This window comes from Xanthobacter autotrophicus (assembly GCF_005871085.1).
Lineage (GTDB): Bacteria > Pseudomonadota > Alphaproteobacteria > Rhizobiales > Xanthobacteraceae > Xanthobacter > Xanthobacter autotrophicus.
The window spans coordinates 78,048-104,703 of the sequence record NZ_VAUP01000038.1 but is presented as its reverse complement, the minus strand read 5'-3'; the positions used below and the strand labels follow the sequence as shown (position 1 = coordinate 104,703).

The 26,656-nt window shown below is 66.6% G+C and carries 26 protein-coding genes and 1 tRNA gene; 13 read left to right on the top strand and 14 right to left on the bottom strand.

Annotated features, from left to right (window positions below; translation table 11 throughout):
- Positions 1–313 precede the first annotated feature (313 nt).
- On the top strand, positions 314–1,096 hold the full coding sequence (locus tag FBQ73_RS19715; RefSeq protein ID WP_138401200.1) for an enoyl-CoA hydratase-related protein: 783 nt from the start codon (positions 314–316) through the stop codon (positions 1,094–1,096).
- Positions 1,097–1,147: 51 nt separating this feature from the next.
- Here FBQ73_RS19715 and FBQ73_RS19710 read toward each other — a convergent pair whose 3' ends face one another.
- Positions 1,148–1,513: a hypothetical protein gene (locus FBQ73_RS19710; protein ID WP_138401199.1), complete on the bottom strand. Its 366-nt coding sequence runs from the start codon at positions 1,511–1,513 to the stop codon at positions 1,148–1,150.
- A 179-nt stretch (positions 1,514–1,692) separates the two neighbouring features.
- Between FBQ73_RS19710 and FBQ73_RS19705 the strand changes: the two genes are divergently transcribed.
- Positions 1,693–1,767 (top strand) — tRNA-Gln (locus FBQ73_RS19705).
- Between the two features lie 115 nt (positions 1,768–1,882).
- Entirely contained in the window at positions 1,883–2,875 is a 993-nt protein-coding gene (locus FBQ73_RS19700; RefSeq protein WP_138401198.1) for an MBL fold metallo-hydrolase, read from the top strand.
- Between the two features lie 15 nt (positions 2,876–2,890).
- Here the strand turns inward: FBQ73_RS19700 and pap are convergent, their stop codons facing one another.
- The 5 genes from pap to FBQ73_RS19675 all read right to left on the bottom strand — a co-directional run bounded on the left by pap (position 2,891) and on the right by FBQ73_RS19675 (position 8,138).
- Positions 2,891–4,378 carry a polyphosphate:AMP phosphotransferase gene (gene pap / locus FBQ73_RS19695; protein WP_138401197.1) on the bottom strand — a complete coding sequence of 496 codons (1,488 nt, stop codon included), beginning with the start codon at positions 4,376–4,378 and terminating at the stop codon, positions 2,891–2,893.
- A 42-nt stretch (positions 4,379–4,420) separates the two neighbouring features.
- Positions 4,421–4,873: a MaoC family dehydratase gene (locus FBQ73_RS19690; protein WP_138401196.1), complete on the bottom strand. Its 453-nt coding sequence runs from the start codon at positions 4,871–4,873 to the stop codon at positions 4,421–4,423.
- Positions 4,874–4,998: 125 nt separating this feature from the next.
- Positions 4,999–6,492 carry a peptidoglycan-binding protein gene (locus tag FBQ73_RS19685; protein WP_138401195.1) on the bottom strand — a complete coding sequence of 498 codons (1,494 nt, stop codon included), beginning with the start codon at positions 6,490–6,492 and terminating at the stop codon, positions 4,999–5,001.
- Positions 6,493–6,651: 159 nt separating this feature from the next.
- Positions 6,652–7,605, bottom strand: coding sequence for a DnaJ C-terminal domain-containing protein (locus tag FBQ73_RS19680; protein WP_138401194.1), 954 nt, complete (start codon positions 7,603–7,605; stop codon positions 6,652–6,654).
- 122 nt (positions 7,606–7,727) lie between these two features.
- Positions 7,728–8,138 carry an RT0821/Lpp0805 family surface protein gene (locus FBQ73_RS19675; RefSeq protein ID WP_170218983.1) on the bottom strand — a complete coding sequence of 137 codons (411 nt, stop codon included), beginning with the start codon at positions 8,136–8,138 and terminating at the stop codon, positions 7,728–7,730.
- 100 nt (positions 8,139–8,238) lie between these two features.
- Here FBQ73_RS19675 and pdxH point away from each other — a divergent pair, with 100 nt between their 5' ends.
- Positions 8,239–8,880, top strand: coding sequence for a pyridoxamine 5'-phosphate oxidase (pdxH, locus tag FBQ73_RS19670; RefSeq protein WP_210236839.1), 642 nt, complete (start codon positions 8,239–8,241; stop codon positions 8,878–8,880).
- Positions 8,881–8,980: 100 nt separating this feature from the next.
- Positions 8,981–9,730, top strand: a complete 750-nt coding sequence (locus FBQ73_RS19665) for an SDR family NAD(P)-dependent oxidoreductase (protein ID WP_138401192.1) — start codon at positions 8,981–8,983, stop codon at positions 9,728–9,730.
- A 53-nt stretch (positions 9,731–9,783) separates the two neighbouring features.
- Here the strand turns inward: FBQ73_RS19665 and FBQ73_RS19660 are convergent, their stop codons facing one another.
- Together FBQ73_RS19660 and FBQ73_RS19655 are read right to left on the bottom strand one after the other, a co-directional pair.
- Positions 9,784–10,758, bottom strand: a complete 975-nt coding sequence (locus FBQ73_RS19660) for a magnesium transporter CorA family protein (protein WP_138401191.1) — start codon at positions 10,756–10,758, stop codon at positions 9,784–9,786.
- A gap of 195 nt (positions 10,759–10,953) precedes the next feature.
- The gene (locus FBQ73_RS19655) at positions 10,954–11,166 is read right to left on the bottom strand and encodes a hypothetical protein (protein ID WP_138401190.1); all 213 of its coding nucleotides are present in this window, start codon (positions 11,164–11,166) and stop codon (positions 10,954–10,956) included.
- 316 nt (positions 11,167–11,482) lie between these two features.
- Between FBQ73_RS19655 and FBQ73_RS19650 the strand changes: the two genes are divergently transcribed.
- Positions 11,483–12,085 carry a L,D-transpeptidase gene (locus FBQ73_RS19650; protein WP_210236838.1) on the top strand — a complete coding sequence of 201 codons (603 nt, stop codon included), beginning with the start codon at positions 11,483–11,485 and terminating at the stop codon, positions 12,083–12,085.
- Between the two features lie 259 nt (positions 12,086–12,344).
- Here FBQ73_RS19650 and FBQ73_RS19645 read toward each other — a convergent pair whose 3' ends face one another.
- The gene (locus FBQ73_RS19645; protein WP_138401189.1) at positions 12,345–13,208 is read right to left on the bottom strand and encodes an extensin-like domain-containing protein; all 864 of its coding nucleotides are present in this window, start codon (positions 13,206–13,208) and stop codon (positions 12,345–12,347) included.
- A 520-nt stretch (positions 13,209–13,728) separates the two neighbouring features.
- Here FBQ73_RS19645 and FBQ73_RS19640 point away from each other — a divergent pair.
- Complete coding sequence (locus FBQ73_RS19640) at positions 13,729–14,463, top strand: HAD family hydrolase (protein WP_246089794.1); 735 nt, start codon at positions 13,729–13,731, stop codon at positions 14,461–14,463.
- A gap of 93 nt (positions 14,464–14,556) precedes the next feature.
- Positions 14,557–15,336 (top strand): DUF1499 domain-containing protein, encoded by a 780-nt coding sequence (locus FBQ73_RS19635; RefSeq protein WP_138401187.1) that lies wholly within the window; start codon positions 14,557–14,559, stop codon positions 15,334–15,336.
- Between the two features lie 20 nt (positions 15,337–15,356).
- Here FBQ73_RS19635 and FBQ73_RS19630 read toward each other — a convergent pair whose 3' ends face one another.
- From FBQ73_RS19630 to FBQ73_RS19615, 4 genes are all read right to left on the bottom strand, one after another.
- Positions 15,357–16,118, bottom strand: a complete 762-nt coding sequence (locus tag FBQ73_RS19630; RefSeq protein ID WP_138401186.1) for an SOS response-associated peptidase — start codon at positions 16,116–16,118, stop codon at positions 15,357–15,359.
- A gap of 27 nt (positions 16,119–16,145) precedes the next feature.
- Positions 16,146–17,063 (bottom strand): MBL fold metallo-hydrolase, encoded by a 918-nt coding sequence (locus FBQ73_RS19625; RefSeq protein ID WP_138401185.1) that lies wholly within the window; start codon positions 17,061–17,063, stop codon positions 16,146–16,148.
- 275 nt (positions 17,064–17,338) lie between these two features.
- On the bottom strand, positions 17,339–18,085 hold the full coding sequence (locus tag FBQ73_RS19620) for an outer membrane protein (RefSeq protein ID WP_138401184.1): 747 nt from the start codon (positions 18,083–18,085) through the stop codon (positions 17,339–17,341).
- A gap of 438 nt (positions 18,086–18,523) precedes the next feature.
- Complete coding sequence (locus tag FBQ73_RS19615; protein WP_138401183.1) at positions 18,524–19,297, bottom strand: outer membrane protein; 774 nt, start codon at positions 19,295–19,297, stop codon at positions 18,524–18,526.
- A gap of 321 nt (positions 19,298–19,618) precedes the next feature.
- Between FBQ73_RS19615 and FBQ73_RS19610 the strand changes: the two genes are divergently transcribed.
- Positions 19,619–19,933: a hypothetical protein gene (locus tag FBQ73_RS19610; RefSeq protein ID WP_138401182.1), complete on the top strand. Its 315-nt coding sequence runs from the start codon at positions 19,619–19,621 to the stop codon at positions 19,931–19,933.
- Between the two features lie 161 nt (positions 19,934–20,094).
- A complete protein-coding gene (locus FBQ73_RS19605; RefSeq protein WP_138401181.1) occupies positions 20,095–20,430 on the top strand; it encodes a hypothetical protein in 336 nt (111 codons plus the stop codon).
- 169 nt (positions 20,431–20,599) lie between these two features.
- Here FBQ73_RS19605 and FBQ73_RS19600 read toward each other — a convergent pair whose 3' ends face one another.
- Positions 20,600–22,516, bottom strand: a complete 1,917-nt coding sequence (locus FBQ73_RS19600) for a propionyl-CoA synthetase (protein WP_138401180.1) — start codon at positions 22,514–22,516, stop codon at positions 20,600–20,602.
- Positions 22,517–22,832: 316 nt separating this feature from the next.
- Here FBQ73_RS19600 and FBQ73_RS19595 point away from each other — a divergent pair, with 316 nt between their 5' ends.
- The 3 genes from FBQ73_RS19595 (at position 22,833) to FBQ73_RS19590 (ending at position 26,632) form a co-directional block, all read left to right on the top strand.
- Entirely contained in the window at positions 22,833–24,461 is a 1,629-nt protein-coding gene (locus tag FBQ73_RS19595; protein WP_210236837.1) for an acyl-CoA synthetase, read from the top strand.
- On the top strand, positions 24,462–24,674 hold the full coding sequence (locus FBQ73_RS22950) for an alkylphosphonate utilization protein (RefSeq protein WP_012114481.1): 213 nt from the start codon (positions 24,462–24,464) through the stop codon (positions 24,672–24,674).
- Positions 24,675–24,862: 188 nt separating this feature from the next.
- Positions 24,863–26,632 (top strand): ABC transporter ATP-binding protein/permease, encoded by a 1,770-nt coding sequence (locus FBQ73_RS19590; RefSeq protein ID WP_246089793.1) that lies wholly within the window; start codon positions 24,863–24,865, stop codon positions 26,630–26,632.
- Positions 26,633–26,656 lie beyond the last annotated feature (24 nt).

Here is a 26,656-nt window from a genome sequence, read left to right as displayed (position 1 = left end):
ACCGATTCAATGTGGCTTCAGAGCATCAAGCTTCGGGTGCCAAGCCCTGACCGGCGCCCGTAGGGGACGGGGTGGCGCTTCATGCGCCGCCCCGGAACCCCGCGCCTCGATCCTGATCGAAAGGCGCCGCGCGCGTTCCTCGGCCTTCTGCGGCCTTCTGCGCCGAAAGTTAGCCCCGATGCCGGCGGAACCCTGCATGTGGCAACTTCCCTCTTCCTGCCGTTCCGCATAGACACGACAGGGCAGGGCAAGGTCGCTGCGAGCAAGACGACTTCGAGCACCATGGCTCGGAGAGAGCCTGGGGGAGGGACGCGTGGCTGGCAGCATCGCCATTTCCGTCGAGGGCGGCATCGCCCGCCTTGTGCTGACCAATCCGGAGCGGCGCAACGCCATTTCCAGCACCATGTGGCGGGCCCTGATCGCCTTCGCGCAGGAGGCCGCCCATCGCAGCGACATCCGGGTTGCGGTGCTGCGCGGCGAGGGTGACCTCGCCTTTTCCGGTGGCGCCGACATATCGGACTTCGACACCGCCCGCTCCGACGCCTCCGGCGCGCAGAGCTATGACGACCTGGTGGAGTTGGCCTGCTCGGCCATCGAGGGACTGGCCTGTCCCACCATCGCCCTGGTGAAGGGGGCCTGCGTGGGGGCCGGCGCGGCGCTGGCGGCGAGTTGCGACATGCGGATCGCCGCCGATGACGCCTTCTTCGCCATTCCGGCTGCCCGCCTGGGCCTTGGATACGATCCGCGCGGCATGGCGCGGGCCCTTAGGGTGTTTGGCAGCCAGGGCGCACGCCACCTGTTCTTCACTGCAGAACGGCTGACCGCGGCGCGCGCGCATGCCATCGGCGCGGTGGACGTGCTCATTCCCGCCGCCGAGGCGGAAGCCACGGCCGAACGCACACTCCATCGCATTGCGGAGAACGCGCCGCTGACCCTGAAAGCCGCCAAGCTCGCCATCCGCGCCGCCGAGACGGGGGCGCAGGCGCTGCTGGGCGAGGCCCGCCGTGCCACGGCCGCAGCCAATGCCAGCGCCGATTATCGCGAAGGCCGACTGGCCTTCGCCGAGAAGCGCGCGCCGCGCTTCTCCGGAAGCTGAGGGCGGCGCCCGGAAGCGGGCGCCTTGCCTGAATTGGCCGCGTGCCTTCCGCTATTTGCCCTGGGCCTTGAGGCGCTTGTTGCAAGCGCTCCAGAACTGAGGCCACTTCTGGCCGGCGGGTAGCTTCCCGGCCGCCTTGGCGGCACGCCACTCCGCCCCGCAGGTCGTCTGTCGCTGGTGCGCGGCGGTCTGGGCAGGAGTGGTCGCCTTGGGGGCAGCCGGCTTCGTGGCCGAGGGCGCCGAAGGGGTGGGCGCGGCAGTGGTGGTTGCCGGCGCGACCGTCCCCGGCTTGGGCGCCGGAGCGTTGGCCGCAGGGGCGGTCTGGGTCGGTGGCGTTGCGGTGGCCTGGGCGAGGGCGGCGGATGCCGGAAGCGTTGCGGCCAGGGCAACGCAGAAGAACGCGATGCGCAACGACATTGCGCGGCCTCCAGAAATGCTGCGCCGGGACGCGCAGGCCTTTGCGACGTGAAGCCGGAATCGACCTCACCATGAAGATGTAGCACGCCGCACACTTCGGCATAGCGACATTGGGGCAAGACCAGCGGAGCAGCGTTGGACAGAAGCCCATCACGCGGCTATATGGTCCGCCGCCGTGTTGGGGCGTAGCCAAGTGGTAAGGCAGGGGATTTTGATTCCCCCATTCCCTGGTTCGAATCCAGGCGCCCCAGCCATCCGCGGAACCGTAGATGCGGCGGCAGGTTTAGCGGCGCCGTTCCAGGCCCAGGACGGTGCACTCCGCGACGGGCGGCACAGGACCTTGCCGGCGCACGCTGATATAAACAGCCGATGCCCCGCCCCTACCATCGTGGCGCGCCCTCGGACCATTTCGACGGCACGCGCTTCTTCAACCCGGATCACCCCTCCACCGACAAGTCCGCGCGCGACCTGATGCGCTGGCGCAAACGGCGCACGGAACGCGGTGCCTGGCCGGCCGTGCCGGCCCTGCCTACGGGCACCGACACGCCCCCGGACGAGGTCACGTCCGGCATCCGGGTGAGCATGGTCGGGCATGCGAGCGTGCTGATCCAGGTGGCGGGGCTCAACATCCTCACCGATCCGGTCTGGTCCGAGCGCGCGAGCCCGCTGCCCTTCGTCGGGCCGAAGCGGTTCAATCCGCCGGGGATTCCGTTCGAGGCACTGCCGCAGATCCATGCGGTCCTGCTCAGCCACAACCATTATGACCATCTCGACCTGCCGACCCTCGGCCGGCTGGCGCGGGCGCATCGCCCACGGCTCATCGCCCCCCTTGGCAACGACGCCACCATCCGCCGCAAGCTGCCGGACCTGGCCATGGCCACCGGTGACTGGGGGGATCGCTTCGCGTTGAGCGCGGGTGTGGACGCGATCATCCACCCCGCCAACCACTGGTCGGCGCGCAGCCTGAAGGATCGCCGTTTCGCCCTGTGGGGCGGGTTCGTGCTGGAAACGCCGGAGGGCGTGATCTATTTCGCCGGCGATACGGGCTATGGCACCGGCGAGATCTTCCGCGCGGTGCGCCGCGCCTTCGGGCCGCCGCGCCTCGCCTTCATCCCCATCGGCGCCTACGAGCCGCGCTGGTTCATGGCGCCCCAGCACACCAATCCGGACGAGGCCGTCCGCATCCTGGAGGATACCGGGGCGGAGCAGGGCCTCGGCATCCACTGGGGCACCTTCCGCCTCACCGACGAGGCGCAGGACGCGCCGAAGCACGCGCTCTCCGAGGCGCTGCATGGCGCCGGCATTGCTCAAGAGCGCTTCCTGGCACTTCATCCCGGCGAGGTGTGGCGGACACCCAGCTGAAGCGCGGCCGGCGCTTCAGGCCAGCGCCGCCTCCAGCCGGTCGGCGATGGTTTTCAGCACCTTCACCCGGGCGAAGTGCTTGTCCTCCGCCTCCACCAGCGTCCACGGCGCCTCGCGGGTGGAAGTGCGGTCCACCATCTCCGTCACCGCCGCCTCGTAGAGCGGCCATTTCTCGCGGTTGCGCCAGTCTTCGGGGGTCAGCTTGAAGCGCTTGTAGGCGATCTTTTCGCGCTCCTCGAAGCGGCGGGCCTGCTCGTCCTGGCTGATGGCCAGCCAGAACTTCACCACCACATAGCCGGCGCGGGTGAGCTGGGCCTCGAAGTCGTTGATCTCGCCATAGGCCCGGCCCCAGTCGTCCGGGCCGCAAAGGCCCTCGACGCGTTCCACCAGCACCCGGCCGTACCAGGAGCGGTCGAAGATGGCCGTGCGCCCGTGGGTGGGAATGTGCCGCCAGAACCGCCACAGATAGGGCCGCGCCTGCTCCTCGTCGGTGGGCGCGGCGATGGGATGGACGCGGAACCGACGCGGGTCCAGCGCCCGGCGCAGGCGCATGATGGTGGAACTCTTGCCCGCCGCGTCCGAGCCCTCGAACGCGATCACCAGCCCGGAGCCGGCGAAGGCCGGCGCGTTGGTGAGGCGGGTGATGCGGCTCTGCGCATGGGCCAACTCGCGGTCGTATTCCGCCTCCGGCAGGCTGCGCGACATGTCGAGGGTGGAGAGGATGGAGAAGGGGGGCAGCAGGCTCGGCACGTGGGTGGGATTGGGCGGCAGGGGCAGCGGCGCGGGCTCCGGCTCCGCCGCCATGGCGCGCAGCTTCTCCAGCAGCAGGCTGCCCACCATGGCGTCGCAATATTCGGTGTCGGCGGCCGGCACCACATGCCAGGGGGCGATTTCCGTGGAGGTGGCGCGGGCGGCCTCCTCGGACGCCAGATGCAGCCGCTTGCGGGCGGCGGCACCCTCGATCTCGGCCCATTCGCGCACGATGGGGCGCTGGTAGTCGCCCTTGCTCAGGGCCTTGAGCCGGCGCCGGGCCTCGTCCCCGTCCAGATAGAGCCAGATCTTCAGCAGGCTCACGCCCTCGGCGTGGAGCATGCTCTCGAAGCGCTCCATCTCGTCGAGGGAGGCCATGAAATCGGCCCGCCCCATGGTGCCCAGCGCCCGCTTGCACAAAGGCGCGTGGTACCAGGAGCCGAGCATGACGCCGATCTGGCCGAACGGCGGCAGTTCGCGCCAGTATTTCCACATGGGCGGGCGGTCTTCTTCGGCGCAGGGCATCTCGAAGGTGAGCGTCTGCACCTTGCGCACGTCGAGCCAGCTGTAGAGCCGGTTGAGCACTGCACCCTTTCCGGCGCCGTCAGGACCGTGGATCAGCACGATCAGGCTGCGCCGCTTCGCCTCGATGAGGGCGAACTGGGCATTGAGGAGGTCTTCGCGCAGGCTGGGCTCCAGCGCCTTGAAGGCGGCCTTGTCCAGCCGATGCTCAAACGTAGCCGATTCGAACATGCCGCCCTCCTTGTCCTCAAGAAGGGCAGCGTGGCCGACACCTCAGGCCGACGCAACCTTCTGCACGCCGGAGGACGGCACCTTCACCAGCGCCTCTCCGTCCAGCACCACCTCGCCCTTCACACTGCAAACGCACGACAGCCGGGCACGGAACCGCTCGGGAATCAGTTCCACCACCTTCACTTCCACGTCCACGGTATCGTCGATGCGCACCGGGGCCCGGAAGTTCAGGGTCTGGGAGATGTAGATGGCGCCAGGACCGGGCAGGCGGGTGCCGAGCACGGCGGAAATCAGGCTCGCCGTGTAGAGACCGTGGGCGATGCGGCCGCCGAATGGGGTCTTGGCGGCGAAATGCTGGGAGAGGTGGATGGGGTTGCGGTCACCTGTCAGCTCGGCGAAACCGACGATATCCGAGGACGACACGGTCTTGGACATGCGCTCGATGCGGCCCAGGGTCAGGTCTTCGAAATAGAGGTTCTGCAGCTCGAGAAACATGGGCGCGCTTCCTTGTCCTTTTTCGGACGCGGACTTTAGAGGGCGCCGGAGCGCGTGGAAAGTCGGCCAAAAGGTGAGGTAGCCCCGCCCTGTCCCTTGATGCCGATCAGGCCAGGGCCCCGCCCTCAACCGAAGGCCGCGAAGCCGAGGATCGTACCGTCCGTCACCTTGCGACCGACGCGGCGGAACACGCCGCCGCCGTCGCGCACGCCGTCCTGGTTTGTGTTGCCCTCGATGGTCACGAGCTTGCCGTTGATATTGTCGGCAACGATTCCAGCATGGCCGGTGCTGCCCGACAGGCCGAGGAAGAACACCATGCCCGGCGTCACCAGCGAGGGATCGACCCGCGCCTCGCGCCCGGTCACCACCCGCACGCCGGAGGTGCGGGCGGAGGTTTCCTTCCAGGCGGTGCGCACGTGACCGCTACGCGGCACCCGGTTGGCGACGCCGAGGTCCTGCGCCGCCTGGGCGAAGCACCAATAGACGAAGGCCATGCACCACGGGTTGCCCCGGCCAAGTCCGACGCTGCCGAGAAAGGCCTCCACCTCGCGGCCGCAATTGCTGTTCGGGGGGATCTCCCTCACCCCGATCTGGTCTGACGCCACGTCGAGGACCGCCGAGGCCAGGGTGCGCTCCGCCTTCTTGATGGCGACGCGCGGCTTCACCCACTCGCTCTCGATGGACAAGGGGCCGAACAGCGCGCCCCAGGTCATGGGACCGACGATGCCGTCGATCTCCAGTGGCGCGCCGTCGAGGTCCACGGAGCGCGCCTGAAACAGCTGCACCGCGTATTTGGTGGGGGTGTCGAAGGTGCCAGTGGGCGCTCCCGGCGAGGCGCCCATGTCGGCAAGGCGCTTCTGCAGGCGCGTGACGGAGACCTTGTCGCCCGTGTTCTCCATCAGATACTTGCCCGGAAAGCGGGGGGGATTGTCGGGGAACTCCAACACACTGCCATCGGCGGGAAGGAACGGCGTGGGCTTGGCCACGTCGTCGCTGTCCGGCGGCGGCTGGAAGAGGAGGCGCTTGGCGATGTCATCCTCGTCCATGAGGGCGGACAAAAGGGTCATGCCGCCGCATTGCTGGCTCACCGCGTCCGGGGAAAACACACCGTCGCGGATGAACTTGCCCCGCGTGTAGACGTTGCTGAAGCCCCAGAGGTAGGGGCTTTTGACGAAGGGAAAGCGAGTGCGATAACCGAAGCCGTTGTAGCGCTCCAGCGCGTAGGCGATGCCAGGAACGGTCCACGTGCTCCAGGTGTCGAGCCCGTCATAGGCCAGGGCGTCGATGGCGCTCTCGACCCAATTGTAGACTCCGCCGCCGGCGGGGGCCTTCTTCGGGCGGCCGGCGGGCACGTTGACGGTGCGGGCCGTCAGCGGATCGCCATTGTGCAGATGCGCCGAGAAGGCCATGTCGGCCTCCAGATTGTGGATGATCGCCACCACGAACCAAGGCACGGAGGTCGCAGCCTCCACTGTCTCGTACTGCTTGCGGTTGGCGGGGCGCAGGACGCGGTCGGCGACACGCTGGACCTCGTCGCGGCGCTCGGGCCGGATGACGAGGGACGCGAACAGGCCGGCATATTCGGCGGCGAGCTGGTCGTCCAAGGTCGGCTTTGCCATGGATCGCCTCCTGAGAACCCAGGTTGCAACCCATGGATCATGCGTCCGCCTGCCCCGGGCAGGCATCCCCTAAACGCGGTAGGCCACGAATGAAGGTCGCAAGCACTCTCCCAGACCCCGCGCAGGCGGGCTCGACGGCCGATGATCCGGCCGCCGCAATCAGTCCGCCTGCTCGCGCAGCTTCCTCATGATGGCTTCCAGCTCCTCGTCCTTGTCCTTGGGCAGGACGAGATTGGTGCGCACCAGGAGATCACCGTGACCGCCGGTCGCGGTGGGCAGGCCCTTGCCGCGCAGACGGAAGGTGCGCCCGCCGGAGGTCCAGGCGGGAATAGCCAGCTCCACCGCCCCCTTGAGTGTGGGCACGCGAACCTTGGCCCCCAGCACCGCGTCGGCAAGGGCGACGTCGAGGTTCTGGCGCAGGTCATCGCCGTCCCGCTCGAAGATCGGATGGGGGGCGTAGGAGATGGTGACATAGGCATCGCCCGGCGGGCCACCCATGGCGCTCGGCTCGCCCTGCCCCTTCAGGCGCATGCGATGCCCCTCGCGGGTGCCGGCGGCGATCTTGATGTCGATCTGTTTGCCGTTGGGCAGGCCGACGCGCTTGGACGCCCCCTCGGCCGCCTCCTCGAAGGAGACCGGGAGCGTTATTTCCATGTCCGCGCCGGGCTGGGGCGCAAAGCCGCCGCCGGCCGAGCGGCGCTGGCGGCCGAAGCCGAAAATGTCGCCGATATCCTCGAAGCCGCCACCGCCGCCGCGCCCGGACGAACGGCGCGCGCCCTCGGGACCGAAGGAGAAGCTTTCGAAAATCGTATCACCGTCGTAGCCGGAGAAGCCGCCGGGGCCGCGCCGCGGGCCACCGCCGCGAAAGCCGGTGAATTCGGGGGCTTTCGGCTTGCCCTCGGCATCGATCTCGCCGCGGTCGTACTGAGCGCGCTTCTCCTTGTCCTCAAGGATTTCGTGCGCGGTATTCAGTTCCGCAAAACGGTCCTGGGCCTTGGGGTCCGACGCATTGGCGTCGGGATGCAGCTTCTTCGCAAGCTTGCGATAGGCGCGCTTGATCTCGGCCTCGTCGGCGGTCTTGGAGACGCCGAGGACGTCGTAAGGATCACGCATGGGTCAATCACCTCGCCGGCCGGCACTCAGGCGGCCAGCCGCACCTCAGGATGTGGTTCGCGGCGCGGAAAATGCAACGCCCGCGCTGGCGACCGGCGCCTTTTTTGCACCTTTGCCTTGCCTCAGGCCTGCCCGAGCACCCGGACCTGCGACAGGACGGTGCCCCCGCGGGCCTTGCAGACCTCGCCCTGGATCCAGCGGTCGGCGGTCTTGCCGTCCACCAGCGAGATCATGAAATCCTGACAGCCGCCGGCGCGGGCCGGCCCGACCGGCGTCGCCGTGCCGCGGGAGCCGGTCTCCGGATTGTCCCAGGGAATGGAAACGTCCTTGTTACGGGCGGCAAGCGCCTGGTCGAGGGCGATCTTCGCTTGAACCCAGTCGCTGGCCGCAACCCCGGTGGGGGCGTGGCCGTCCGGCACCGGAAGCGAGGCCGGCGTCGCCCGGATCGAGCCGGTGACGATGGCATCATCCGAAGACACGTTGACAGTCGAGCAGCCGCCGAGCCCCGCGACGACGAGCCCTGCGACCGCCATGCGACAGAGAGCTTCGCGCCAGCGGATCACGCTTCTATATAAGGAATGGCAGCCGGCCATGGGGACGGCGCGCGAGAGGCGAGGCACGAGGGGCTCCCACATGACTTCAAGCTCAGGCATGGAAGCCCACAACCCCTTAACATCCGGTGATTTTACGGAAGTCTCCGAGCCCTTCCGGCTGTTTGCCGAATGGCTCGCCGAGGCCGAGAAGACCGAGCCGAACGATCCCAACGCCATGACGCTCGCCACCGTCGATCCCGACGGCCTGCCGGACGCCCGCATGGTGCTGCTGAAGGGACTCGATGCCCGCGGCTTCGTCTTCTTCACCAACACGGAGAGCGCCAAGGGCCGCGAGCTGGCGCAGACCCCCAAGGCGGCGCTGGTTTTCCACTGGAAATCGCTGCGCCGGCAGGTGCGGGTGCGCGGGCCGGTGGAACAGGTGACGGCGGAGGAGGCCGACGCCTATTTCGCCACCCGCCCCCGCCTGTCGCAGATCGGCGCCTGGGCCTCCAGCCAGTCGCGCCCGCTGGAGGGCCGGTTCGCGCTGGAGGCGGCGGTGGCCTCCGCGACTGCGAAATACGCCCTCGGTACAGTGCCCCGCCCGCCCCATTGGACTGGCTTCCGCGTTCTGCCGGTGGCCATCGAGTTCTGGCACGACCGCCCCTTCCGGCTCCACGATCGGGTGGTGTTCCGCCGCGAGGAGGAAGGCGTGGACTGGTCCAAGACGCGTCTCTTCCCGTGAGGCCGCCTGCCCTCACCCCATTTCTTGACCTTCCAGCGTGCGGGAGCGGCCTGTCGGGGTCCACACGCATCACACCTGAATGCCGGCCCGGAACCCTTCCATGACCGTCGAACCCGAAGCCCCGCCCCGCATCATGCTCCTCACCGGGGCCTCGCGCGGCATCGGCCATGCCACGGTGAAGCGCTTCTCCGCCGCCGGCTGGCGCGTCATCTCCTGCTCGCGCCACGCGTTTCCGGACAAATGCCCGTGGGGCGCCGGGCCGGAGGACCATATCCAGGTGGACCTCTCCAGCCCCTCCAGCACCAAGGATGCCATCGCCGAGGTGAAGCGCCGCCTGCCGGACGGCCGGCTCGACGCCCTCGTCAACAACGCTGCCATCTCCCCCAAGGGCGAGGGCGGCTCACGGCTCGGCACCCTGGACACCGACCTTGAGACGTGGGTGGACGTGTTCCAGGTGAATTTCTTCGCCCCCATCATGCTGGCGCGGGGACTTTCGGCGGAGCTGGAGAAGGCACAGGGCTCGGTGGTGAACGTCACCTCCATCGCCGGCTCGCGGGTGCATCCCTTCGCCGGAGCGGCCTATGCTACCTCCAAGGCGGCGCTGGCCTCGCTGACGCGGGAGATGGCGTCTGACTTCGGTAGGCGCGGCATCCGCGTCAACTCCATCGCGCCGGGGGAGATCGACACCGCCATTCTCTCGCCGGGCACCGACAAGATCGTCGAGCAGATCCCCATGCAGCGGCTCGGCACGACGGACGAGGTGGCGAAGATCATCTACGTGCTGTGCACGGATACCTCGTCTTACCTCAACGGGGCGGAGATCCACATCAACGGCGGCCAGCATGTGTGACGCTGGCGCGGGATCTTGAGGCGCCTTCGCTCAGGCGCAGCGCGGGCTTGAGTTCAGAGCCAGCGGCGCCACTTGAAGAAGACGTAGGGCAGGATGCCCGACACCACCATGGCGCAGAGCGCCAGCGGATAGCCATAGGTAAAGTCCAGCTCCGGCATATTGTGGAAGTTCATGCCGTAGATGGACGCGATCAGCGTCGGCGGCATCAACACCACCGAGAGCACTGCGAAGATCTTGATGATATTGTTCTGCTCGAGACTGACGAGGCCGATGGTGGCATCGAGCAGAAATTGCAGCTTGTCACCCATGAAGGCCGCGTAATCGGACAGGCCAGACACATCCCGGCTCATGGACTTGACGGAGGCCTTGGAATCCTTGCTCACGGCCGCCCCTTCGGTCTCGGTGCCCAGGAAAGACAGCAGCCGCTGCAGCGAGGCGAGGCTCTCGCGGGCGTAGGAGACGAGGCCTTCCTTGCGACCGACATGGGAGAGAATGGCGCGATAGCGCTGGTTGGCGTTCTCTTTGCCCTGGTCGCGCTCGAAGATCCGCTTGGAGATGCGTTCCACGTCGGCGCCGATCTGCTCCAGCACATCGGCGGCGCGATCCACGATGGCCTCGAGCAGATCGATGAGGATGATTTCGCCGGTAATGGTCGCAGGACAGGATTTGGCCAGCCGCCCAGAAACCGAGGGGAACGCGCGGGGATCACCGTATCGCACCGTGATCAGGCGGCCGCGGCTCAGGATGAAGGTCACTGCCAGCATGACCGGTGCCGGAGTGTCGGCCCCGCACAGGAGCGAGGCCGTCATATATCGCGCTTCGCCATCTATATAGAGGCGGCTCGATTGCTCGATTTCGCCCATCTCCTCGCGGGTGGGCACGGAAATGCCGGCGAAGGCTTCGGCCAGCGTGTCGTCGGCTTCGGTTGGCGAAACGAGGTCGAGCCAAACCACGTCGGCCGGTATCGGCCCTTCAGCGACGGGACTGCCCTTCAGGCCCCCATCGCTGAACACATAGGCAACGAGCATGCGGCATATCCCCGGGTTCTCCGGCTCTTGTAGCGCCGGCAGGACACCGATGGAAATATACTCTTGTGCCGAACCGGGTCCGGCGGACGGCTCGCTCGCGGCTTAGGCTTGTCGTACCCCCCACCGGGATTTTCCCGGCGTTGGTCAGTTCCGTGGGCCGGCCCCCGCGCCGGATCCCATCGGCGTCACGTGGCCTCAGGCCGCGAGAAAGTCGATGTCCTTGAGTGTCACCACCCGGTTCGGCTCACCACCGCCCTTGCCCTCGACGACGCGCTTCTCGCTCGCCTGCTGGGCGGCAGCGGCAACGGCGGAAATCCCGATTTCGCGCCACTGCTGATTCTGCGCCATGCGCTTCAGATCCGATTCCACCCGGGTGCTGAGCCCCTGCGACGGCTGTCCGGTAGACATATCCTACTCCTGTACGGTGCGACTTTTGACGTTGCGGCACCTTCGCGTGACCATTCCAGAAATGGCGTTCGACTGCGTCAAAACTGTGCAACCGATGCGACTTCTCCGAGGTCATCCGAGGAGTACGCGCCCAATTCCTTGAGAAACTCCAAAGGGCGGTGACGAAACGGCAGCCTGTGCGGCATTTCTGCAACGCTTTCGCATAAGCAGGCGAGGGGCAGCGCAGAACCCTTCAAGCATGGCGAGCATTGGGTTAATCCAATCGGAGCGGGACCGATTCCTCCTTGCACAGCAAGGCGAGTAGAACGAGGCGAACATGATGTGGCGGGCTGTCGGGGCAGTGCTGGCGGGCTTGATGCTCAGCGGCTGCATGTCGGGGACCTATGCGCCAGCGCCTGAAACGGCGATGACGGCGCGGGACAAGCAGCTTCTCGCGAACAAGCCGTATCCCAACGTGAAGCCGAGTGGTGAATTCGCGCGGCACATCGTCGAGTATCCGACGAACAAGAAGCCGGGCACCATAGTCATCGATACGCCCAACAAGTTCCTTTACTACGTGGAAGCCCCCGGCAAGGCGATCCGTTACGGCGTCACCGTGGGCGAGGAAAGCCTCGCGTTCCGCGGCCAGGCGAAGGTGGGCCGCAAGGCCGAATGGCCGAGCTGGACCCCGACCCCCGAAATTCACCAGCGCATCGCCGGGCTTCCGTCCTATGTCGCCCCCGGCCCGCACAACCCGATGGGTGCGCGCGCGCTGTACCTGTACCAGGGCAACCAGGACACGCTGTTCCGCATCCACGGCACCAACCAGCCAGAATACATCGGGCAGGCCATTTCCTCCGGCTGCATCCGCATGCTGAACGAGGACGTGATCGACCTTTACAACCGCGTGCCGACTGGTACCGAAGTGGTGGTGCTCTGACCCCACGGGCCTCCCATCCGAACGCGTGAGACGGATTGATCAAAGGGCGCGGTTCATCCGCGCCCTTTTTCTTATCTGCCGTCCTTCCCCACCGCTCTTGGGTCACGCGGGAGCGTGGCGCCGTGCGGCCACCCCGCCCGGCCGCACGCCAAGACTGGAGGCCGTTGGCTGGAGCCGTCACAGTTTTCCGGCGAACACCCTTCACCAGTGCTTATTCTTGCCAGCGTTTGCTCTTGCCGGGTCGGCACCGGAACGCTCGCTATTTCCCGTCCGCTTTCGCCGCGTCGCCATCGGTTTCGGCTTCGGTCGCCGAGCCGTCCTCTCCCGAGCTGCCGGAGGAGGCCGGTGCCGGAACAGCACCCTTCGCCTTCGGCTTGTCCTTCCGGGCTACCACTGTGCCGGCGTCGAGGTTCCAGCGGCAAAGGCGGAAGTCGAGCCGACGCTGGGCCAGGTCCACGTGGATATGGTCCTCGTGATAGCCATCCGATCCGGGACCGAGCACGGTCGTGAAGCGACGACAGGCGCTCTCCTTCATGGCGGCGCGCAAGCGCGTCGGCAGACCGCCTTTCTCCACCTTGAGGACGCGGGCATCGGCGAGTTCAAAGCCGCCCACGTCCAGTGCGTTGCCAACGCCGTGCTCGCTCATGCGCGCGCCGGAAACGCGATTGCGCGAGCGGCACTCATAGGAGGCCGCCACCGTGACCGCCACAACCTCCGACCCCAGTGCGGCAACCGCCGGGGCCAGATCCTCGCGCAGCCAGCCGGCCATTGCGGCGGCCACCTCGCATCGGGTCACGGAAGCCGGCTTGAGGGCGATGAGCCGGCCGTCCTGCAGGCGCACGCCGGTCAGGCGCACGGGCTGCTCAAGACCACATCCCCCCCTCGGCGCGATTGGCGCACCCAGGGTCGCGACCAGGGTTCCCTCCTCGATCAGGGCCGCGCACGCCGCCGGCATCTCCGGGGCAATGCCAGAAGCCGGCCTCTCCGCAGCGGGCGCTTCCTCCCCAGCGGGGGCCTGCGCATCGGGACGGGACGGCGGCAACGGAACGGCGCCGGGCAGGCCCGCCTGTCCGGCCTCCACATCCTCCTGTGGCCCGACCGTCCGGGCGGCCAGGCGTGGCATAGCCTTCGGCTCCGGCGCTTCCTCCCCCGCATCCAGTTCCGCTGGGCGCGGCGGCGGCAGCGGCATCCCGCGCAGGGGAGCACGCCGCACGGCGGAGGGCGCCGGAACCGACACGGACAACCCCGGCGGCTTCTTCGGCGGCAAGGGTGCCGTTGCCCCAAGGGCGGCTCCGCCAGCGGCCAGCACCAGGCAGGACACGCCAGTGCACGCACCGATCAGCCTCAACCGCCAGGTGGTGGGACAACGCGCGCTCCTTGCAGGAACGCGCGGGCGATTCTCAAGGCTAAGGGCCCCTCTTTGCCCGGCTCGCGCTCTTGAGCCGACGATCCGCCTCCATGCGGTTCGGGCGGGATCCGACGCGGCGGCGGCCGGCGGGGCGGGAAGGCGGACGCCGGGCGGCGCAAATCGTCGCGAATGCATGATGCGTGATAGTAGAGAAGGCGAGCCGCCCGGTCGATACGGCCGAACCGGTACCATTTTCCTCCCGGCGCGCCTTCGGCCGCCTCGTCCGGACCTGCCCATGCGCGATATTTCCGCCCTGCTGTTCGACAAGGATGGCACCCTCGTCCATTTCGACCGAACCTGGGGTCCCGCCTGTGGGGCGGCCATGCGCGCCCTGGCGGGGGACGATCTGGCCGCCCTGGCGCGCCTCCAGCAGGTGAGCCACTATCTACCAGCGGAAGAACGCTTCCTGCACACCTCGCCTCTGGTCTCGGGGTCATCGGCCCACTACGGCCCCATGTGGGCGCAAGCGCTCGGCCGGGCGACGACCCCGGCGTTTCTCGCTGAAATCGACGAGCTGTTCGCCCGCGAAGGCCTCGCCTCTCTCACCCCCATCGGCCGGCCGCAAGACACCCTTGCCTGCCTCAAGAGCGCCGGTTTCACCCTCGGTATTGTCACCAACGACGCCGAGGACAGCGCTCGCAAGCAGGCGCAAGCCCTTGGCATCCTGCCGCTGCTGGCTGCGGTGCACGGCTATGATTCCGGCTTCGGCTCCAAGCCCGGCCCGGGCATGGTTGCGGCCTTTGGCGCGCGCTTCGGGCTTGCTCCGCACACGATGGCCGTGATCGGCGACAGCGCCCACGATCTGGCCGCCGCACGCGGTGCCGGTGCCCGTTTCATCGCCGTGCGCTCCGGCCCCGCCCCCATCGATGACCTGCTGCCGGAAGCCGACCTGGTGGTGGACAGCATCGACGACCTGCCCCTCATTCTGGCCACGCGCCCCTCTTCCCAGGCGCGGGAAAACGCGGTCTAGAATCGAGAACCGACGCATTTCTTCGCGCGAACCGGGGTCCACTTCGCTCAAAAATGCTCTAATCAAGCGATCGCCCGCGAGCGGACGGATGGAATGATCAGACGCAGGCTTTATACGGAAGAGCGCTTCTCCCCGCTGGCGCGGTGGAGCTTCCGGCTCGCCTTGTTCTCGCTGCCGGTGGTGGCGCTCGCGGCGCTGCTCTACCGTACCGGCTTCCTCGATTTCCAGCCGGCGCTGGTCACGCTCGCCACCGGGCTTGGCCTAGCGGCCATCGCCGGCATTCTCGGCACCGTGGCCTTCTTCATCACGTGGGAAACCGGCTGGCTCGGCATCGGCCGGGCCATGGCGGCGGTGGGCATCGCGGTGCTGGTGCTTGCCGGCCCCGCCGCAGTGCTGGCGCGGGGCATGATGCTGCCCCCCCTCACCGACATCTCCACCGACTCGGCCGACCCGCCGCGCTTTCGCTCCCTTGCCCTCGCCTTTCCGCGCGAAGCCAACACGCTGGTCTACGGCGGCATCGACAATGCCGCCGCGCAGCGCATGGCCTATCCCGGTATCAAGCCCGTGGATCTCACCGCGACGCCGGAAGAGGCTTTCAACACCGTTCTGGCCCTGGTGCAGAAGCGCCGCTGGACCATCCTCGACGCAGTTCCACCCCGCGGCACGCGGCGCGACGGGCAGATCGAGGCGGTGGCAGTGTCGCCAATCATGGGCTTTCGCTCCAACGTCTCCATCCGCATCCGTCCCACAGCGAAGGGCGCGCGGGTGGACGTGCGGTCCGCCTCCCGCTACGGCACCCACGATCTCGGTACCAATTCCGAGCGCGTGGAAGCCCTGATGGCCGACCTCGCGGCCGAACGCCGCCACCGCTGAGGGCGGGCGCCCGGACGGCCTCAGCCGCCATCGTAGTCCCCAGCGGAGCCCCCGGCCGCCCCGTCAGGCTGGGCGGCCAGCAGTCCCATGGCTTCTGTCGCGGCGTCGGCCGACAGAGCCTCCATCAGGGTCGGATCGTCGTTGCGCACCGCATTGACCCGGGGTGAGACCGGCCACAGGTCGAGGCCAGCGCCCGGAAATGGCCGCATCAGCCCGCGCGGGTCCTCGGCCTCCAGGAAAGCGGCAATGTCCGATTCAGGGAGAATCACCGGCATTCGTTCATGGAGGGGGCGCAGCTTCGAATCGGCGGTCGTAGTCAGAATGGTAAAGGTGCGTAGCCACTGGCCGGTCGCCGGGTCCTTCCAGCCCTCCCACAATCCCGCCAGCGCCATGGGTCGGCCGTCGGAGCGGCTGATGAAAAAGGGCTGGCGGTGGCCGGGCGCGCGCACCCATTCATAGAAGCCGTCCGCCGGCACGATGCAGCGGCGCCGGGCCCGCCAAGCCGCGCGAAAGGAGAGCTTTTCCGGCGCGGTCTCGGCTCGGGCATTGATGAGCCGCGCGCCGCCCGACGTATCCTTGGCGAAGGACGGTACCAAGCCCCACTTCAGCAGCGAGAGGTGCCGCGCGCCGGTCTCCGGATGGCGGCGGACCACCATAAGATCCTGCGTCGGCGCAGCATTGTAGCGCGGCGGCGCGTTGGGCAAGGCCGCCAGCGCCGGGTCCACGTCGAACATCTCGCCGACGCGGGCCGGTGGTATCTGCTGGACGAACCGGCCGCACATCAGGTGCGGGCCTCCGTGGGTCCGGCTTCAGGCGGCACGCCGGAATCGCCCGGTGATGGCTGGCGCCAAGTCATCGGTCACCACGCGGCCACTCGAGACCAGATGCTCCAGGTGCGCCAGCACCGTGAGGGACGCCGCCCCCACCAGACGCGGATCAAGGCCGATATAGATGCCGCGCACCAGATCGGGGATGGTCTCAACCTCCCGGTCGAGGGCGCGCAGGATGGCGGCTTCACGGGCCATGCGGTGGGTCAGGTAGGCCCGCACGAAGTTGGGCGCATCGGACACCGGCCCGCCATGGCCGGGGAGATAGGTACGCTCCTCCCGCCGACCGAGTTTTTCGAGGGAGTGGATATAGTCGCCCATGGACCCATCCGGCGGCGCGACGATGGAGGTCGCCCAAGCCATCACATGATCGCCCGAGAACAGCAGATCGTCTTCCCGAAGGGCGAAGGCAAGGTGATTGGCGCAATGCCCGGGAGTCGTCAGGGCGGTCAGGGTCCAGCCGGCACCCGCGATCGTATCGCCATCGCCAAGGCTGACGGCGGGAGAAAAGTCGGTGTCGGCGCTGGCATCGAGTGGGTTGACCTCACCGATGGCCAGGGGGCGGGCAGCACGATGGGGCCCCTCCCCCAACGTGACTGCGCCGGTCGCAGCCACCACCGCGCGCACGGCCGGAGAATGGTCGCGGTGGGTATGGGTCACGAAGACATGCGTCACCGTCTCATGGCGCACAGCATCGAGCAATGCCGCTACGTGAGCCGGATCATCGGGGCCTGGATCGAGAATTGCCACCTGCCCGCGGCCGATGATGTAGGAGCACGTGCCGGTGAAGGTGAAGGGCGAGGGGTTTGGCGCCAAGATGCGGCGCACCAGGGGCGACACCTCATCCACCCGTCCCGGGGGCACATCAAAGGTGCGGTTGAAGGCGATGTCCTCACTCATGACGCAAGCCTCATGACGCCGGGCCTCATGACACGATTTCGCGGCTCAGACGGTCGGAGCTGGGTGCGAACGGGTCTGATCCAAGCTGATCGGGGAATCTGCGCGGAAACTCAAGGGGCGTTTACCCAGGCAAACCGGCGGATGTCCCAGCAGCGGGGCTTGGATCGCGCGTGGGGCGCGCCGGAAATCAAGCCGATCGTCACAGGTGGATCGTTGGCACAATAAAAAAGCCCGCTGCCGAAGCAGCGGGCTTTCCCGACGAAGCGGTGCTTCGATCAGAACTTGTAGTTCACACCGGCCTTGATGGTGTGGAACTTGGTGTCCACCGAGCCAGCGACGACGTCGTTCACGTCATAGGCGTAGGTGTAGTCGGTGCTGCCGAGATCGACGTACAGATACTCGGTCTTGAACGTCCAGTTGTTGGTGATGGCGTACTCGACGCCGGCACCGACAGTCCAACCCCAGTTGGTGGACGAGCCGGAGGCGGTGTAGAAGTTGCCGTAGCTGTCGGTGGAGTTCAGGTCGAGCTTGGTCTTGCCGTAGGCAGCACCACCGGTGATGTAGGGCAGGAACCGGTCGAAGGCGTAGCCAAGGCGGGCGCGGATGGTGCCGAAGTAATCGACAGACGCACCGGCATTGAAGGTCTCAGCGTAGCCATAGTAGGTGGCGTAGTTGGCCGAGTAGTTGCCTTCGATGTTCGACCACTGCAGGTCGGTCTCGACACCGATCACCACGTTGTTGGCGAACTGGTAGTTGTAGCCGATCTGACCACCGACGAAGAAGCCGGAGGAGTTCACGGAACGGCTCTCGGCGCTGTAGTAGTCGCCGTAGTAGGTGTTCACCTCGTCGAAGGTGAACTTGTCGCCGCCGTAACCAAAGTTACCGCCGATGTAGAAGCCGGTCCAAGAGAACACGGGGACGACGGCAACCGCCTTGACGGGGTACTTCGTCGCCAGGTCAGCAGCCATGGCCGGAGCAGAGAGCGCCGCGAGAGCGACAGTGGCGAGCAGGAAACGCTTCATGACCAACCCCTTATTTGGGCATTACCCATTTGGGTGAATTCGTTTTGGACGCGACCCCGTTTCAGGAGCCGCCGTGTCCTAGGAGCTTATGTAGCAGAGGCCCCACCAGAATGCTGTTACATTCCCGCCACAGTCGACCTGAAACGGCAGACCCAACTCCCTTAACGGAATACCAAAATTACCCATTTTGAGCCGGTGATCGACAGATACGGCAGCGATAGCCACGGCTCTGGGGCAGGACAGCATCTGGCCTTCCCGTTACCGGACACGAGGCCGCCGCTCACAGCGATAAGCCGGGACCGAAATTTGCAGGCCAGGATACCGCCTGCAGCGCGCCAGAAGAAGCACGCCGGTCGGGCAGGGCAACTTTCAGGGCCACTCGCACAAAAAAGCCCGCTGCAGGAGCAGCGGGCTTTTCCCAGGAAGCGGATGCTTCGATCAGAACTTGTAGTTCACACCGGCCTTGAGGGTGTGGAACTTGGTGTCCACAGAGCCGCTGTAGATGTCGTTGTAGTTCACACTGCCGCCGCAGCAGGTGCCAAAATAGGAAAAGTCGGTGCTGCCGAGATCGACGTAGAGATACTCGGTCTTGAACGTCCAGTTGTTGGTGATGGCGTATTCGACGCCGGCACCGACGGTCCAGCCCCACTTGGTCGAAGAGCCCGACACACTCCAGAGATCAGAGCCCTCGCCATAGTAGGAGCTGTTGATGTTCAGCGCGGTCTTGCCATACGCAGCACCACCGGTGATGTAGGGCAGGAACCGGTCGAACGCGTAGCCGAGGCGAGCGCGGATGGTGCCGAAGTAGTCGACGGAGGCGCCGGCGTTGAACGTCGAAGTGTATCCGTAATAGGTGGCGTAATTTTCGGAATACTTACCTTCGATGTTCGTCCACTGCAGGTCAGTCTCGAGGCCGAGCACCACGTTGTTGGCGAACTGGTAGTTGTAGCCGATCTGACCACCGACGAAGAAGCCGGAGGAATTCACGGAACGGCTCTCGGCGCTGTAGTAGTCGCCGTAGTAGGTATTCACTTCATCCAGGGTGAACTTGTCGCCGCCATAACCAAAGTTACCGCCGATGTAGAACCCTGTCCAAGAGAACACCGGCACGACGGCGACCGCCTTGACCGGGTACTTCGTCGCCAGGTCAGCAGCCGCGGCCGGAGCCGAGAGCGCCGCAAGCGCGACAGTGGCGAGAAGGAACCGCTTCATGACCAACCCCCTTGAGTGCGTTACGCGAATTAATGTCGTTTTAGACGTGGGACACGAGTGACTTCGTCCAGTGCGATCTATTTAGCAGAGGCTGCCTATGGAGGCCGTTACATTCCTGCCACACTCACTCCAAATCAGTACAACCTAATGGCAAAAAACTAATGGGGTACCGCCATTTAGCTCCCATAGCACCGCTTGCAACGCACCCAAGACCGGCGCCATCGTGAAACGGTAAAAGGATCGTAAATACAGCGCTCTCGGCTGCCTTACTGGGACAAGACTGCGAATCGAGTGGCGTGATCCCCAAGGAGGACTCTTTCCATGCAATTTATCCGAGTACCCACGCTGTCGGCCGTGTCCCTCCTCACGGCGCTGGCCGCCAGCCCGATCCAGGCCCAGGCGCGACCGGACACCCTGGCCCTGAGCTGCGAGGAGGCCGCCGCCCTGGTGACAAAGAACGGAGCCATCGTGCTCGGCACGGGACCCAACATCTACGATCGGTACGTCAGCCAGATTCGCTACTGCTCGGGCGCCGAGCAGCTCAAGGCGGAGTGGGTGAAGACGCGGGACAATCCACAATGCTTCATCGGCTACACCTGCTACGTGCCGAGCCGCGACAACAGCCTGGGCCGCTAGGGGCGCCCCGAGAAAGGCGGCTTTGAAGTCATGGAAGTCATAGCGCCCTTGAGAGATGCGGTCGTCCGCCCCAGATTCGGTAAGCTGGTCTGCGAACGACTTGGGCTGTGAAGCGGTCTAGCCTGCGAATCGATCTGGCTTGCCGAACGGAAAGGTCGAACATGAGACGATTGCCCCTTGCCTTCGGCACGTTGGCCTTTCTGGCGGGTTCCGGCCTTCTTGCTGGCGCCCCACTGCTGGCCGGAACCGATCGCATGGTCACCCCGACGCCGAGCATCACCATGACCTGCGCCGAAGCGGCCGCGCTCATCAATACGCGGGGGTCGGCCGTACTCGCCACCTCCCGCACGCTCTACGATCGCTATGTGCGTGACCGGAGCTTTTGCCTCTACGATCAGGACACGAAGCCGGAATGGGTGCCTACGAAGGACAATCCCCAGTGTTTCATCGGCTATAGCTGTTTCGAGCCGTTCCGCGGCGGCAGCTATAGCCGATGACGGACCGCGTCGGATTCGGTCCCGAAGAACCGGCCTGATCGGCCGCTCCTTCCTCGAACTTAAGGGAACGGTTCCGCCGGGGCTCCGGCCCCGGCATTCAGCGGCGGTTCAGTCCGGACACAAGCCTAAAAGCTACAGCCTCCGAACGGTGTCCAGACTCAGATCGAACTCAGGCGATTCCTCGGGCCTTCAGCACGCCTTCGATCTCCTCCAGCACGCCCGCGTCATCGATAGTGGCGGGGACCGACCATTCATCGTGATCGGCGATCTTCTTCATGGTGCCGCGCAGGATCTTGCCCGAGCGGGTCTTGGGCAGGCGGTTCACCGTCACCGCCAGCTTGAAGGCCGCCACCGGACCGATGCGGTCACGCACGAGGCCCACCAGCTCCTTCTCGATCACGTCGGGGGCGCGGCGCTCGCCGGCCTTCAGAACCACGAAGCCGCAGGGCACTTCGCCCTTCAGTTCGTCCTTGACGCCGATCACCGCGCATTCGGCCACATCCGGATGGGAGGCCAGAACCTCCTCCATGCCGCCGGTGGACAGACGATGGCCGGCGACGTTGATGATGTCGTCGGTGCGGCCCATGACGAAGACATAACCGTCGGCGTCGAGGAAGCCGGCGTCGGAGGTCTTGTAGTAGCCGGGATAGTCGGCAAGGTAACCCTCGGCAAAGCGATCGTCCTGCTGCCACAGGGTGGGCAGGCAGCCGGGCGGCAGCGGCAGCTTCACGACGATGGAGCCCATGGTGCCCGCCGGCACAGGCTTGGCAGCCTCGTCCACGATGGCAATGTCATAGCCCGGCATGGGCACCGTGGGCGAGCCGAGCTTGGTGGGCAGAAGGCCGAGGCCCACGGGATTGGCGGCAATGGCCCAGCCGGTCTCGGTCTGCCACCAGTGGTCCACCACCGGCACCTGCAACTGCTGCTGCGCCCAGATCACCGTATCGGGATCGGCGCGCTCGCCGGCGAGGAACAGGGTGCGGAAATGGGAGAGGTCACGGCCCTGCTTCAGCACGCAGTCCGGATCCTCCTTCTTGATGGCGCGCAGGGCGGTGGGCGCGGTGAACAGCGCCACCACCTTGTGCTCCTCGATCACCCGCCAGAAGGCGCCGGGGTCCGGCGTGCCCACCGGCTTGCCCTCGTAGACGAGAGTGGTCGCGCCATGGATCAACGGGCCGTAGACGATGTAGGAATGGCCCACCACCCAGCCGATGTCGGAGGCGGTCCAGAACACCTCGCCGGGCGCGATGCCGTAGAGGTTCTTCATGCTCCAGTCGAGCGCCACCATATAGCCGCCGATGTCGCGCACGACGCCTTTCGGCTTACCGGTCGTCCCGGAGGTGTAGAGGATATAGAGCGGATCGGTGGCCGCCATGTCGGCGCAGGGCGCGCTCTTGCCGGCATCGGCCGCCGCCGCGCAGGCCGCCGCCCAGTCGAGGTCACGGCCCTCGGTCAGCGACCCCGGCCCCTCGGGGCGCTGGAGCACGAGGCAGCGCTCGGGCTTCACCGCCGACATGGAAATGGCAAGGTCGAGCAGCGGCTTGTAGGCCACCACGCGGTTGGGCTCGATGCCGCAGGAGGCGGCGAGGATCACCTTCGGCTCGGCATCCTCGATGCGGGTGGCCAGCTCCTTCGCCGCAAACCCACCGAACACCACCGAATGGATGGCACCGATGCGGGCGCAGGCGAGCATGGCGCCGATGGCCTCGGGCACCATGGGCATGTAGATCAGCACCCGGTCGCCCTTGCCGACGCCGAGATCCTGGAGCACCGCGGCAAGCGTGCTCACCTCTTTCAGCATCTGCGCATAAGTGAGGGTGCGCTTGGCGCCGGTGACCGGGCTGTCGTAGATCAGCGCCGCCTGGTCGCCCAGGCCGGCTGCCACATGGCGGTCAAGGGCGTTGTGGCAGATGTTGCCGACGGCATCAGGGAACCAGCGGCCATAGACGCCGGCCTCGGGATCGAACACCTTCTCCGGCGCCTTGGACCACTCCAGGGATTGCGCCGCCGCGCCCCAGAAAGCGGAAGGATCCGCACGCCAGCTGGCATAGGCTTCAGCGTATCCGCTCGTTCCGACCTCGGACATGGACGCCTCCCATTCGACCCTCTTGTTGGGGATGGTTACTGCCGGTCACCTATCCACGACGCAAGTTCGCACAAATGCGTAAGACCTTGGTCGGGAAAAAACTTGAGCCAACCAGATCATCTGGTCCAATAAATTGACCCGAACCGACGATTCGCGATCCAGGAGCCCGGCCGGCGATGTCCGGTGAGACTTTCGTCGCGCTTTGACGAGATTGCGCCTGATCGCCCGCCTCGGCTACGGTCGCGGCCCGAATATGACCCAAATTCCGGCGCGCCGACACGGCCGCGCCCCAAAAGCTTGCACCAAGGGGGGACCGATGGCCGGCGGCATCTATGACCTGCATCTCGACCGCAATCCCGCGAATTTCCAGCCGCTGACGCCACTCGGCTTCCTGGAGCGGGCCGCCGGGGTGTTCCCGGACCACACCGCCATCATCCATGGCGCGCTGCGCCGCAATTATCGCGATTTCTACGCTCGTAGCCGGCGGCTCGCCTCGGCCCTCGCCAAGCTCGGCGTGGGCAAGGGCGACACGGTCGCGGTGATGCTGCCCAACGCGCCGGCCATGCTGGAGGCGCACTACGGCGTGCCCATGACGGGCGCGATCCTCAATTCCCTCAACACCCGCCTCGACGCCGCCATCCTGGCCTTCACCCTCGACCATGGCGAGGCCAAGGTGCTCATCACCGACCGGGAATTCTCCCCCGTCATGAAGGCCGCCCTGGCCATGGCGACGCGGAAGCCCGTGGTCATCGACTATGACGACCCGGAATTCACCGGCAAGGGTGACCGCATCGGCACCATCGAATACGAGGATTTCCTCGCCACCGGCGACGCCGACTTCGCCTGGAAGACGCCAGACGACGAGTGGGACGCCATCGCCCTCAACTATACCTCCGGCACCACCGGCGACCCCAAGGGCGTGGTCTATCACCATCGCGGCGCGCACCTGCTGGCGGTGGGCAACGTGGTCACCTGCAGCCTCGGCAAGCATCCGGTCTATCTGTGGACGCTGCCCATGTTCCACTGCAACGGCTGGTGCTTCCCCTGGTCCATCACCCTCGCCGCCGGCACCCATGTGTGCCTGCGGCAAGTGCGCGCCAAGCCCATCTTCGACGCCATCGCCGACCACAAGGTGACGCACATGTGCGGCGCCCCCATCGTCATGTCCACGCTGCTCAACACGCCGGAGGCGGACAAGCGGGCCCTGCCCCACAAGGTGGAGTTCATCACCGCCGCCGCCCCGCCGCCGGAGGCGGTGCTTGCCGCCATGCAGGAGGCGGGCTTCAACGTGGTGCACGTCTACGGCCTCACCGAGGTCTACGGCCCCTCCGTGGTCAACGAGTGGCATGCCGAATGGGACGCCCTGCCCGCGCAGGACCGCGCCATTAAGAAGGCGCGGCAGGGCGTGCGCTACGGCGCGCTGGAAGCCCTCGACGTGCTGGATCCCGAGACCATGGTTCCGGTGCCCGCCGACGGCGAGACGCTGGGCGAGGTGATGTTCCGCGGCAACGTCGTGATGAAGGGCTACCTCAAGAATCCCACCGCCACCGACGCCGCGTTCGCCGGCGGCTGGTTCCATTCCGGCGACCTCGGGGTGAAGCACCCTGATGGCTACATCCAGCTCAAGGACCGCTCCAAGGACATCATCATCTCGGGCGGCGAGAACATCTCGTCCATCGAGGTGGAGGACGCCCTCTACAAGCACCCGGCGGTGAGCGCGGCGGCGGTGGTGGCCAAGCCCGACGAGAAGTGGGGCGAGACGCCGGTCGCCTTTGTGGAGCTGCGCGAGGGCGCGAGCGCGACGGCCGACGACCTGATCGCCCATTGCCGGACCCATCTGGCGGCTTATAAGTGCCCGCGCCACATCGTCTTCGAGGAGATCCCGAAGACGTCGACCGGCAAGATCCAGAAGTTCCGGCTGCGCGAGATGGCCAAGGAGGTCTGAGTGGACGTCAAGGACGCGAACGGCGCCATCCTGAAGGATGGCGACAACGTGACCCTCATCAAGGATCTCAAGGTGAAGGGCACGTCCGTCACCCTGAAGCGGGGCACGCTGGTGAAGGGCATCCGCCTCACCGACGACCCGGAGGAGATCGACTGCAAGGTCGAGAAGGTCAAGGGCCTCGTGCTGCGCACGGAGTTCGTGAAGAAGGCCTGAGCGCGTTCGCGCGCTTCATGGATTCTGGCGCAGCGTTACAGACAGAGTGATCAATCCTGTCTGTAACCTGCCCTCCGCCACGCCCCACTTCCCCTTCGGCACCTTTCCAATCGTTCATGCGGCGGCCATGGTGCGGTCATGCGCCAGCCGGCAAAGCTGCGCGCCCTTGGTATCGGGAGAGATCCTTCGTGCGCGCGCTTTTCACCCTCATCGGCGACATCCGCCGCCTCGCCATGCCCTACTTCAGGAGCGAGGAGCGGTGGACCGCCATCGGCCTGCTCGCCGCCGTCATCGCCCTGGAACTCGCCTGGGTGTTCGCCACCGTGCTGCTCAACGAGTGGAACGTCGCCTTCTACAATGCCATCCAGGACAAGGACTTCCCGGCATTCCAGAAGCAGATCCTGGTGTTCTGCGGCCTCGCCGCCGGTGCCATCGGGGTGGCGGTCTATCAAGTCTACCTGAAGCAGGGACTGGAGATCCGCTGGCGGCGCTGGCTCACCAAGCGCTATCTCGACGCCTGGCTCTCCGACGACGTGCACTACCGCCTGCGCCTGTCGGGCGATGCCGCCGACAACCCGGACCAGCGCATCGCCGAGGACGTGCAGATCTTCGTCAACCGTACCATCTCGGTGGGTGTGGGGCTGCTCGGCACCGTCGTCTCGCTGTTTTCCTTCAGCGTCATCTTGTGGAATCTGTCCGGCCCGCTGGGGCTGAAGCTGTTCGGCCACGAGATCAATATTCCCGGCTATCTGTTCTTCGCGGCGCTGATCTATGCCGCGGCGGGCACGGTCATTGCCCATTTCATCGGCCGGCCGCTGGTGAAGCTCAACTTCGACCAGCAGCGCTATGAAGCCGACTTCCGCGTGGACCTCGTGCGGGTGCGCGAGAACGGCGAGCAGATCGCCCTGCTCAACGGCTCACCGGCCGAGGATCGCAAGCTCGACGGACGCTTCTCGCGCATCTTCGGCAATTTCGTGGATCTCATGAAGGCGCAGAAGCGCCTCACCTGGTTCACCGCCGGCTACAACCAGATCTCCACCATCTTCCCTTACGTCGTGGTGGCCCCCGCCTACTTCGCCGGCCAGATCCAGCTCGGGCAGTTGATGCAGACTGCGAGCGCCTTCGGCTCGGTGCAGGGCTCCTTCTCCTTCTTCATCTCCAGCTATGTCACGCTGGCCGAATGGGCCTCGGTGGTGCACCGCCTCACCGGCTTCGAGACGGCCATCGCCAAGGCCCGCGTGGGCGCGGATGTGCCGGCCTTCGGCATGCCGCGCGAGGCCGGCTCCCAGGGCCTCACCCTGCGCGACCTCGACGTGCGGCTGCCTGGCGGTGCCCCGCTCATCCAGACCGGAGAGATCGCCATCGATCGAGGCGAGCGGGTGCTGATTACCGGCCCATCCGGCGCCGGCAAAACCACGCTTCTGCGTGCCATCGCCGGCATCTGGCCGTTCGGCTCGGGCACGGTGCACCGGAACGAGGACCAGCGGTTGCTGGTCCTGCCCCAGAAGCCTTATGTGCCGGTGGGCCGCCTCGACGTCGCCCTCACCTATCCGCGGCCGGTGGATATGGTGCCGAAGGAGCGCCTCACCGAGATCCTCGCCGCCGTAGGCCTGCCCGCCCTCGCCGACCGGCTGGAGGAAGAGGCGCTGTGGCCCCACGAACTGTCCCTGGGCGAACAGCAGCGCCTCGCCATCGCCCGCGCGCTGCTCGACGCCCCCGACGTGCTGCTGCTGGACGAGGCCACCTCGGCCTTGGACGAGCCGTCCGAGGCGGCGCTCTATGCCCTGCTTCAGGACCGGCTGCCGCACGCCACCTTCATTTCCATCGGCCACCGCTCCACCCTCGCCGACCTCCACGACCGGGTGCTGCACCTTCACGGCGATGAGGCGCCGCGCACGCTGAGGCCGGTCTCCACGCCCATGTTCCACCCGCCAGAGGGCGGCGTCGTGCCTGTTTAAAGCGTGGGTCAGCAAGGGGAACGT

Coding starts and splice junctions, on each gene's coding strand:
- FBQ73_RS19640 (WP_246089794.1), top strand. CDS start 13,729: ATGCGCGATATTTCCGCCCTGCTGTTCGACAAGGATGGCACCCTCGTC.
- FBQ73_RS19615 (WP_138401183.1), bottom strand. CDS start 19,297: ATGAAGCGGTTCCTTCTCGCCACTGTCGCGCTTGCGGCGCTCTCGGCT.
- FBQ73_RS19600 (WP_138401180.1), bottom strand. CDS start 22,516: ATGTCCGAGGTCGGAACGAGCGGATACGCTGAAGCCTATGCCAGCTGG.
- pdxH (WP_210236839.1), top strand. CDS start 8,239: ATGACTTCAAGCTCAGGCATGGAAGCCCACAACCCCTTAACATCCGGT.
- FBQ73_RS19630 (WP_138401186.1), bottom strand. CDS start 16,118: ATGTGCGGCCGGTTCGTCCAGCAGATACCACCGGCCCGCGTCGGCGAG.
- FBQ73_RS19690 (WP_138401196.1), bottom strand. CDS start 4,873: ATGTTTCTCGAGCTGCAGAACCTCTATTTCGAAGACCTGACCCTGGGC.
- FBQ73_RS19675 (WP_170218983.1), bottom strand. CDS start 8,138: ATGGCGGTCGCAGGGCTCGTCGTCGCGGGGCTCGGCGGCTGCTCGACT.
- pap (WP_138401197.1), bottom strand. CDS start 4,378: ATGTTCGAATCGGCTACGTTTGAGCATCGGCTGGACAAGGCCGCCTTC.
- FBQ73_RS19710 (WP_138401199.1), bottom strand. CDS start 1,513: ATGTCGTTGCGCATCGCGTTCTTCTGCGTTGCCCTGGCCGCAACGCTT.
- FBQ73_RS19625 (WP_138401185.1), bottom strand. CDS start 17,063: ATGAGTGAGGACATCGCCTTCAACCGCACCTTTGATGTGCCCCCGGGA.
- FBQ73_RS19700 (WP_138401198.1), top strand. CDS start 1,883: ATGCCCCGCCCCTACCATCGTGGCGCGCCCTCGGACCATTTCGACGGC.
- FBQ73_RS19655 (WP_138401190.1), bottom strand. CDS start 11,166: ATGTCTACCGGACAGCCGTCGCAGGGGCTCAGCACCCGGGTGGAATCG.
- FBQ73_RS19605 (WP_138401181.1), top strand. CDS start 20,095: ATGAGACGATTGCCCCTTGCCTTCGGCACGTTGGCCTTTCTGGCGGGT.
- FBQ73_RS19660 (WP_138401191.1), bottom strand. CDS start 10,758: ATGCTCGTTGCCTATGTGTTCAGCGATGGGGGCCTGAAGGGCAGTCCC.
- FBQ73_RS19685 (WP_138401195.1), bottom strand. CDS start 6,492: ATGGCAAAGCCGACCTTGGACGACCAGCTCGCCGCCGAATATGCCGGC.
- FBQ73_RS19665 (WP_138401192.1), top strand. CDS start 8,981: ATGACCGTCGAACCCGAAGCCCCGCCCCGCATCATGCTCCTCACCGGG.
- FBQ73_RS19645 (WP_138401189.1), bottom strand. CDS start 13,208: ATGCCACGCCTGGCCGCCCGGACGGTCGGGCCACAGGAGGATGTGGAG.
- FBQ73_RS19680 (WP_138401194.1), bottom strand. CDS start 7,605: ATGCGTGATCCTTACGACGTCCTCGGCGTCTCCAAGACCGCCGACGAG.
- FBQ73_RS19620 (WP_138401184.1), bottom strand. CDS start 18,085: ATGAAGCGTTTCCTGCTCGCCACTGTCGCTCTCGCGGCGCTCTCTGCT.
- FBQ73_RS19610 (WP_138401182.1), top strand. CDS start 19,619: ATGCAATTTATCCGAGTACCCACGCTGTCGGCCGTGTCCCTCCTCACG.
- FBQ73_RS19650 (WP_210236838.1), top strand. CDS start 11,483: ATGATGTGGCGGGCTGTCGGGGCAGTGCTGGCGGGCTTGATGCTCAGC.
- FBQ73_RS19595 (WP_210236837.1), top strand. CDS start 22,833: ATGGCCGGCGGCATCTATGACCTGCATCTCGACCGCAATCCCGCGAAT.
- FBQ73_RS19635 (WP_138401187.1), top strand. CDS start 14,557: ATGATCAGACGCAGGCTTTATACGGAAGAGCGCTTCTCCCCGCTGGCG.